Raw genomic sequence first — 8,773 nt, forward strand, 5'->3', positions numbered from 1 at the left:
AAGTACCCTACAGGTAGACTTTTTTTTAGTGTCTACTCTATAGGGTACATTTTAAGCCCTCTTTGGCTTTTTTTCTTTTGCCTCAACTCTTCTAAATCCAAAAATGATTGAACAAAATAAATAGATCTTAGCTAGAGAAAGCACCAATTTTCCTTATTATACAAGTTCTTAGGCATTTTGCTCAAAATCATGTAAGCGTTTTTCATGCATTTCGCCAGTATGAAAACGGTATCAAAAATGATAAAGTATAACTATCAAATAGTAGGGGGAAAACAAAATGGCAGAACTAGTGTTAAAGAATATTTATAAAATTTATGACGAAAAAGTAGAAGCGGTTAGAGATTTTAATTTACACATTCAAGATAAAGAATTTATCGTCTTTGTTGGTCCTTCAGGTTGCGGTAAGTCCACAACTCTTCGTATGATTGCAGGTCTTGAAGATATTTCAAAAGGTGATTTCTTTATTGATGATTTACGTGTCAACGATGTAGCTCCAAAAGATCGTGACATCGCGATGGTTTTCCAAAACTATGCATTATATCCACATATGACAGTTTATGATAATATGGCATTTGGTTTAAAACTTCGTAAATTCCCTAAAGCGGAAATTGAAGAAAGAGTAAATAACGCTGCAAGAATTCTAGGCTTAGAAGAATACTTAAAGAGAAAACCAAAAGCATTATCCGGTGGACAACGTCAAAGGGTTGCACTAGGCCGTGCCATTGTCCGTGATGCAAAAGTATTCTTAATGGATGAGCCGTTATCAAACTTAGATGCTAAATTACGTGTTCAAATGCGTGCTGAAATTTCAAAGCTTCACCAAAGACTGCAAACGACTACTATCTATGTAACGCATGACCAAACAGAAGCGATGACAATGGCTTCAAGACTTGTTGTTATGAAGGATGGTATTATCCAACAAGTAGGTGCTCCAAAAGAAGTTTACGAAAAACCTGAAAATGTTTTCGTAGGCGGATTCATTGGTTCACCAGCAATGAACTTCTTTGAAGGAAAAGTAGCCGACAATAAATTAGTAATCGGCGATACTTCTTTCATCATTCCTGAAGGAAAATTAAAAACATTGCGTGAACAAAATTATATTGGAAAAGAAGTTATCTTCGGTGTTCGTCCAGAAGATATCCATGATGAATTAGTATTCATAAGTAGTTCAGAAAATACAAGCTTTGATGCAAAAGTAGAAGTATTTGAATTAACAGGTGCAGAAAGCCTTGTATACTCTACTCTATCTGGTAAAGAATTTGTTGCTCGTTTAGATTCAAGAGCAGATCTTCAAGCTGGCCAATCAGTAAAATTAGCATTTGATATGAATAAAGGTCATTTCTTCGACAAAGAATCAGAACTTCGTATTCGTTAATTAACTAGTTGAATAGTTTGATTTTAAAGCTTACCTTGCGAAAGGTAAGCTTTATTTGTTAATGTTTTTTCCCGTAAAGTTTGTCGCTATTATCCGCAGCCTTTGTTGAAAATTCATTTTACTACTATCTTTATTCCTTTATGAATAAAATTTCTTCTTGTCCACAATGGGGACAATGTACAATATGAGGACATAAATGTGCAGATAAATCTTGATAGCCATCTTCTAGCTTCATTTGATCAATTGGCATATAGGCACTATAATCATCATAATAGTCCATCACTCTTCCCTTATCTTCCACTTGATACCCACAACTGGTACAAGTCCTTTCTAAGCTTTCCATGCCATTACAAATAGGACATATAGATCCCAATTTATATCCACCTCCCTTTATTCACATAAACGGAAAGTAATCTCCAAACTAATGGAAGTTTCACTTTAACTGCTTTTAGTTTCTGTATTGAAATTAGAAACTATCCAGCTGAAATAAAAGGAATTAATTCCCTTCTTTTTTTGTAGAATAAGAACTAGAAATTCAACCATAATAATAGTACAAGCAGCAACCAAAGCAATAACAACATAGCAAATTGTTAACTCTAATTATTGGGTTATACCAAGTGGTAGTAAGAGATTTCTTACAAACTGGTGCAATTCCAGTTAACCCAACCAAAAAAACAACTAGAAGGAGCTGGAACACAATGGCAAACAATTCTTCAAATCAACTATTAGTACCAGGAGTATCTCAAGCTCTAGACCAAATGAAATACGAAATTGCATCTGAATTTGGTGTAAACCTAGGTGCAGAAACTACTTCTCGCGCTAACGGATCTGTTGGTGGAGAAATTACAAAACGCTTAGTACAAATGGCTGAAAAGCAACTAGGTGGATTTCAAGGTTAATCACAATTTTATATAATGGCTAAAAGCCCTCCTATTTAGGAGGGCTTGCTTTTTTTTGAATATAACCACTTTACCCCATTTAAAAACTGATGAATAAAGTATTCTTGTTTATGCTCCGCATTCTTTCCAAGAACAAATTGATAATCTTCCTTTTTCAGCTTTTCTGCAAAAACTTCATTTGCGATTAAAACATTCTTTACCATATCTCTTTGGATATTTTTCTTCCTCTTCCCCTCTTCTTCCCCGATATACAAAAAAACAGTTTTCTCTGTAACAACTTCATTTTCTTGCACAAATGAAAGCATGTCCGGATACCATAAGGATGGAGAAATAAGACCGAATTTAGAAAAATATTCACCAAATTCATACATCGCATAGATAGATATTAATCCTCCTAAGGAGGCTCCCACCATCCCAGTGTTATAGCAATCTGCTTTGGTAAGAAAGTGAGTATCGATATATGGCTTAATCGTTTGAATAATAAAGGTCAAGTAATCTCTTCCTTTTCCATTAAAAGACGGAAAAACAGGACTAAGACTAGGCGAAAACCAAGGCGTATACTCCGCAAGTCGATCAATTGGTTCGATGCCAACTAGAATTACTTCTTCTACTGCATAGGAACAAAATAATTCCTCCAATTGACTTATAACAGAATGAAAAAGATATCCACCATCGTGGACATAGATTACTGGGTACCTGCTTGCTAATTTATGATAAGAGGGAGGCAAATATATACTTAAAGACCGAGTCTGTATATTCGCCTCTATTAGATTTCCCTTCATCTACTTTTCCTACTTCCTATATTAAATAGGATATTTTCGCATACTAGATTTTTTATGAAGTTATATGCTACAACTCATTCAGAATCTCCATTTCAAATAATACTTTGAAAACAACAGCCCAGCGAAAACAGCCTAAAATAACAAAAACTAAACTCTTGTTTTTACTAACAAGTATACAAAATAGGGTGCTCCAATAATACTTAAGATTATTCCAGCTGAGATTTCTGCTGGTGCCACAATTGTTCTGCCGATAAAATCTGCTATCAGCATAAAGAGACTGCCAATCAATCCGCAAACGATAAGAGAGTTCCGATGCTTTCGACCTACAAGAAGCCTTGCTAGATGGGGAGACATTAAGCCAATAAATCCAATGCTTCCCGAAACAGATACACATGCTCCAATGATGCCAACAGCACATAATAATAGCAGCCATTTTTCTTTTTCCACTTTCACTCCAAGACCAATCATTACTGTTTCCTGTAATTGAAATAAATCAAGTGAATATGCTCTTCGAATAATAAGGGGGATAATTAATAAAAACCATGGCAAGATAGAAAGGATAAATTGCCAATTGGCATTATAAATACTTCCGTTTAGCCACACAGCCGCCATTTCAAAATCCTGTGCTTTCATTTTTAAGGACATATACATAGCTAAGGAACCACAGCCAGAATTAATGGCTATTCCCGTTAAAATGAGTTTTTGTGAATCCAGTCTTTCTCTGTCCTTTGCCAAAAAGAAAATAATAAGAGCTGCAATAAACCCACCAAACAATCCGATAAGCGGTATCGTTAAAACAATCCATAGGCTATCCACATTCATATTTAACATGCCCTGAAAGAAAAACATATAGGCAACAATCGCAGCTCCAGCCCCACTGTTGATTCCTAAAATCCCAGGATCAGCGAGACCATTCTTCGTTATGCTCTGTAATATCGAACCTGCTATTCCTAATCCAAATCCAACTAAAATAGCTAAAATAATTCTTGGCAGCCTAAATTGAAATAAAACAAGATCCGTATCGCCAGCTGGATGATACCGAAAAATACTCTTTACTATGTCTTGAAAAGATAAAATATATTCTCCATTAGATAAACTGATAAAAGTAACCAGCACGATGAAACAAATCAACACACACAGAGATAAATAGGTTCTTTTTTTCTCCTTATCCACGCTGATTATTCCCTCCTCCCTTTGTTTTAATTAAATATAAGAAGAAAGGAACACCTAAGAATGCCGTTACAATACCAATTGGCGATTCAAAAGGATAGTTGATGAAACGACTCAAAGTATCACAAATAACTAAAAATAGACCCCCTAATATTCCAGAGCAAGGGATTATTTTTTTATAGTCAACACCAACAATCATTCTTGTAATATGTGGAATAATTAAGCCAACAAACCCAATTTTCCCTGCTAATGAGACAGAAATGCCTGTCATCACGACTACAGCCACCATCGTTAATAGTTGAATAATGACCGTTCTCTGGCCAAGCGATGTAGCAATTTCTTTACCTAATGATAATATGGCAATCGATTTAGAAAGAGATAGCGCCATAATAATGCCGACAATTGCTAAAGGAATACATAAAAGCAATAACTCATTATTAAGCTGATGCAAGCGAGCATTATACCAAAAGCTCATATTTTGAGATACTTGAAAATAGGAGGCAATCGCAGAAGATAAGCTGCTTAAAAAAGACCCAAAAACCGTACCAATAATCGCAAGTCTTAGAGGAGAAAATCCATTTTTCACAACGGAAGCTAAACCTATTACAAGAAAGACACCTAGAGCAGATCCCAGAAAAGATATAGCTACCATTTGAAACGAAGTCATATTTGGTAAAAATACAAAGGCTAACGTTATCATGAACGCCGCACCATCAGAGACTCCCATTATAGAAGGAGATGCTAAATAATTTCTTGTCATCCCTTGCATCATGGCACCTGACATTGCCAAAAGGCCACCTATTAACAATGTTCCTACCGCTCTTGGAAATCTTGCTGTACGAATGATAATTTGCTGTACATTTTCTGAATCATATAAAAAAAATGCGTTGTATATTTCTTTAAAGCTAATATTCATTGTACCTAGTGAAATAGATAAAAGAATAACGATTATACATAAAAAAGGAGAACTATATATAATGGCATAAGCTCGTACTTTCCCTCTCTCCATATTTGACATCCTCTAACCTAGCTGCCTGTAAATCCCAAAATGACAAAAATTATTTATAAGCACTTTCCCAGTCTCCCTATATAAATTAATGGCTGTTTTTCGAAAACTTTCTTGCTATTACCCGCAGCAACAGGCAAACAGACCACTACCTGAAAATGACAAGAAATTTAGATAGTGGATAAGTTCATCACTGCAAGATTACATTACTTTCCATTCATTTACTTGTTTTTTATTTAAATAATTCAGCAAAGGCTGTCAGGAAGGTTGTTTTACTCCATGCAGTCCCGCCTGCTGCCATTGGATCGACAACATTTTCATAAACTTGATTATTTTTGACTGCATCTAAACTTTTCCAGATAGAATTACTCTCCAAATCTGCTAAGGCTGTTGGACTCTCGGCATTTTCCGATTCCTCAAATTGAATAAATAAGTAATCTGGATTCATTTCCGCTAATTTTTCTAATGAAATCATTTCTTGTGCTTTTGCTGCTTTTACCTCGTCTGGAACATCTAGTCCTAGATCTGTGTATAGAACGGGATTAAAATATACTGTTTCCGGATAAATGTATAAGCTTCCACCTCTTAATCTCAGCATCACCACTTTTTTCCCAGAAAGCTTTGCTTGAAGGTTTTCTTTCGTCTCGGCAACATTTTTATCATAATCCGCTATGATAGACTCTGCCTTTTCTGTTTCGTTAGATAATTGACCTAATAATAGGAGATTATCCTTCCAGTTCGTTGAAATATGAGATACTGGAATCATTGGTGCTACTTTATTTAAACTTTCTGCAACTTCTGGCTGAAATTTGCTTGTTCCTAGAATTACATCTGGTTTAATTTGTAATAACTTTTCCACACTCGGTTGTGTTTTTTCACCAATTTGCTCTGCTTCTGACATAGAATCACCTAAATAAGCAGGAAATTCTCCTGCTGTTGCTATTGCTCCTGCGGGTTTGATGCCAAGGATTGCAGCATCTTCCATTGCCTCTTGGCTAGCTGTTACGATTGTTTCTACTTTTGTAGGTATTTCATATTTTTCACCTAAATAAGTAATTTCTTGATTCGAGCTTTGTTCCTCTTCCTTGTTATCCTTTTTAGTAGTGGATGCATTTTGCTCCCCTGTTTCACTACAAGCTGTTAATAATAAAAAAGCCGCTAAGAAGATAAAAAATAGATTCCTTTTCATTTACTTTCTTTCCCTTCTATATTTAATCCTAATTGAGATTGATAACCTTTATCAATTAGAATTATACTGAAAAAGGCTCCAAAAAGGACATGGACAATCTCCATTAATATGTTTGTACTTTTTCCACCATCAATTCTTGGATATTGTTAAGCACTCTTAAATGGGAACTAGCAGAATACTCATGCCATGGATCGGACTGGATAAAGGAAACCTTTTTATTTTTTACAGCTGTTATCCTATTCCACTCCTTCGAGCATTTCAGTTTTTCCCAAAAGTTAATTGTCTCAATATCCTGTCGAATATTTAAAAATAAATAGGTCGGATTTAAGCTTACTAAATAGGAAAGTGTAATTGTTTCACTTAATTGAATGTCTTCTTTTGGCTGTGCAGAAGCAAATCCAAAATCCTGATAAACAATATCAATAGCTGTTTGGGAACGATTAAGAACTAACGTATTTTTAAAAAGACTTACTACTAAGACTTCCTCCTCCTCCAATTGCTTCTGTAAAATCCCCTTCGTTCTCTTTAGCTTATCTTCATATATTTTTAGAAATTTCTCTGCATCCATTTTGCAATTTATGTATGTTGCTATCTCAAGTAATTGACTTTTCCAGCTCTGATTTTTGCATTGATAATAGTAGACAGGAGCAATTCTTTCAAGTGCTTGCTTCTCTTTGTCTGAAATATCATCCTTTGCTATTATTTTATCTGGTTTGTCTTTAGACAATTTCTGTATATTACTTTCCCATTCCGAATGAATCTTATAGGCATTTAAATGTATAAGAATGTCATCACGAAAACACTGGTAATAATATCTGGTCCATTTAGGGTGAAGTGGTGCTGCATATGGAATGATATGGAGTGCAAGTAAATGTCCAGTTGTAGAAAAATCATAAGATGCAATCTTCAGCTCTCTCTTCTTTCTGTATTTAGTTGGAGGTACTCCTACTATCTTCTTAAATACTCTGCTTAAATAAAATTCATCCGCATAACCAACGCTTGCAGAAATTGCTCGTAAGCTATTGGAGGTTTTAACTAGCAATTCCTTCGCTTTTCCTATTCGAATTTCTGTAAGAAAATCATGTACTCCAATACCGTACTCTTTCTTAAAAAGCTGTGCATAGTATTTTGGGCTTAACCGGGCCATCTTTGCTAAAAAAGCGGTAGAAATTGTATCCGCATAATGATTCTCTATATATTTTTTTGTTTCTTCAATAGCAATCATTGTATCCTTTGGATCGTTTTGATGTTGATTTATCATAAAATAGTGAAAAATCATGGCGGCTTTTGCCTTTTTTAGAAAATGATTACTCGCTAATTCTTCGCGTTCTAGCTTTAACAGCTCATTCATCATCGTTTGAACCTTATCATCTGACTGTAAAACAAACGATTTTAGGACATTGCTGTCTTTTTTTATTTTCATTCTTTTATACGTATCTTCACTTAACTCCTGGAACTGATACAGCTGAAATTGCAGAAAATAATAATCAACATAGCTAGTATCTTTAAATTGCAGATGATACGTACACTCTGCTGGAATAAACAATAGATCCCCTTTGCTGAATAGAAAGGTATCTATATCAATAGATAACAAACCTTCACCACTAGTAATATAAATAAATATATTACTAGTCGATAAAATTCTATCTAGCTTTTTTTCATATAATCTTTCTATCCGGCAATAGCTTATTTCAAAAGTTTCCCATTTAGCAAGCATCTCATATTCCTCTCTTGTTATTTCCTCTTTTTCTATGTACAATATACTCACCTAATTAATATTGATAATCATTATCATTTATTTTACCAAAATATTATATACAAAGAAATAGGTGGCGATGCCCTTTTGATTAAATCGAAAGAGAACTTTTATATTCCAAATACAGAAATTTGGACATGTCCAAGTAATGAAAATAGACTATATAAAATTTTTGTTTATACCCCGAATATTCCAACACCTGAAAAGGGTTTTCCCGTCATTTATCTTTTAGATGGGAACGCTAACTTTGGAAGTTTCGTAGAAAATATTCGTTTACAGACTAAAACACCAAAAAAAACAGAAATGCATCCTGCTGTACTAATTGGAATAGGCTATGAAACTACTGAACCGTATAGCAAGGAAAGATATCTAGACTTTACGTTTGATTCTGATCAAACGAAGCTTCCCAAAAATCCTACTGGAACACAATGGCATCCTCATGGCGGTGGCGAAAATTTTCTATCCTTTTTAGAGGAAAAATTAAAACCGATTGTGGAGCAGAACATTCCTATAAACAAAAAAAAGCAAATGATTGTTGGTCATTCTAAAGTGTACCCTTTGTAAAGGACATTTTATAAAAAGCCTATGATACCATA

General features: G+C 34.6%; 9 protein-coding genes. 3 read left to right on the top strand and 6 right to left on the bottom strand.

Annotated features, from left to right (window positions below; translation table 11 throughout):
• The first annotated feature begins 277 nt into the window (after positions 1-277).
• Positions 278-1,375 (top strand): ABC transporter ATP-binding protein, encoded by a 1,098-nt coding sequence (locus tag RTL21_RS22870; RefSeq protein ID WP_312099443.1) that lies wholly within the window; start codon positions 278-280, stop codon positions 1,373-1,375.
• 130 nt (positions 1,376-1,505) lie between these two features.
• On the opposite strand, the gene RTL21_RS22875 is transcribed toward RTL21_RS22870, so the two are convergent.
• A complete protein-coding gene (locus tag RTL21_RS22875; protein WP_312099445.1) occupies positions 1,506-1,748 on the bottom strand; it encodes a hypothetical protein in 243 nt (80 codons plus the stop codon).
• A 325-nt stretch (positions 1,749-2,073) separates the two neighbouring features.
• On the opposite strand from RTL21_RS22875, the gene RTL21_RS22880 reads away from it, so the two are divergent.
• Positions 2,074-2,274: an alpha/beta-type small acid-soluble spore protein gene (locus tag RTL21_RS22880; protein WP_312099458.1), complete on the top strand. Its 201-nt coding sequence runs from the start codon at positions 2,074-2,076 to the stop codon at positions 2,272-2,274.
• A gap of 35 nt (positions 2,275-2,309) precedes the next feature.
• On the opposite strand, the gene RTL21_RS22885 is transcribed toward RTL21_RS22880, so the two are convergent.
• From RTL21_RS22885 to RTL21_RS22905, 5 genes are all read right to left on the bottom strand, one after another.
• Positions 2,310-3,056, bottom strand: a complete 747-nt coding sequence (locus RTL21_RS22885; protein ID WP_312099447.1) for an alpha/beta hydrolase — start codon at positions 3,054-3,056, stop codon at positions 2,310-2,312.
• A 147-nt stretch (positions 3,057-3,203) separates the two neighbouring features.
• The gene (locus tag RTL21_RS22890; RefSeq protein WP_312099449.1) at positions 3,204-4,229 is read right to left on the bottom strand and encodes a FecCD family ABC transporter permease; all 1,026 of its coding nucleotides are present in this window, start codon (positions 4,227-4,229) and stop codon (positions 3,204-3,206) included.
• The gene (locus RTL21_RS22895; protein ID WP_312099451.1) at positions 4,222-5,235 is read right to left on the bottom strand and encodes a FecCD family ABC transporter permease; all 1,014 of its coding nucleotides are present in this window, start codon (positions 5,233-5,235) and stop codon (positions 4,222-4,224) included. The genes RTL21_RS22890 and RTL21_RS22895 overlap by 8 nt, the downstream gene beginning before the upstream one ends.
• A gap of 229 nt (positions 5,236-5,464) precedes the next feature.
• Entirely contained in the window at positions 5,465-6,421 is a 957-nt protein-coding gene (locus RTL21_RS22900) for an iron-hydroxamate ABC transporter substrate-binding protein (protein ID WP_312099453.1), read from the bottom strand.
• Positions 6,422-6,524: 103 nt separating this feature from the next.
• The gene (locus RTL21_RS22905) at positions 6,525-8,180 is read right to left on the bottom strand and encodes an ABC transporter substrate-binding protein (protein ID WP_312099455.1); all 1,656 of its coding nucleotides are present in this window, start codon (positions 8,178-8,180) and stop codon (positions 6,525-6,527) included.
• Between the two features lie 84 nt (positions 8,181-8,264).
• Between RTL21_RS22905 and RTL21_RS22910 the strand changes: the two genes are divergently transcribed.
• Positions 8,265-8,741 (top strand): alpha/beta hydrolase, encoded by a 477-nt coding sequence (locus RTL21_RS22910; protein WP_312099456.1) that lies wholly within the window; start codon positions 8,265-8,267, stop codon positions 8,739-8,741.
• Positions 8,742-8,773 lie beyond the last annotated feature (32 nt).

This window comes from Niallia sp., from assembly GCF_031978665.1.
In the GTDB taxonomy this organism is placed as follows: domain Bacteria; phylum Bacillota; class Bacilli; order Bacillales; family Cytobacillaceae; genus Niallia.

Bases quoted from the DNA above. Each gene is read 5' to 3' on its own strand.
- RTL21_RS22870 (WP_312099443.1), top strand. From the start codon at position 278: ATGGCAGAACTAGTGTTAAAGAATATTTATAAAATTTATGACGAAAAA.
- RTL21_RS22880 (WP_312099458.1), top strand. From the start codon at position 2,074: ATGGCAAACAATTCTTCAAATCAACTATTAGTACCAGGAGTATCTCAA.
- RTL21_RS22885 (WP_312099447.1), bottom strand. From the start codon at position 3,056: ATGAAGGGAAATCTAATAGAGGCGAATATACAGACTCGGTCTTTAAGT.
- RTL21_RS22895 (WP_312099451.1), bottom strand. From the start codon at position 5,235: ATGGAGAGAGGGAAAGTACGAGCTTATGCCATTATATATAGTTCTCCT.
- RTL21_RS22900 (WP_312099453.1), bottom strand. From the start codon at position 6,421: ATGAAAAGGAATCTATTTTTTATCTTCTTAGCGGCTTTTTTATTATTA.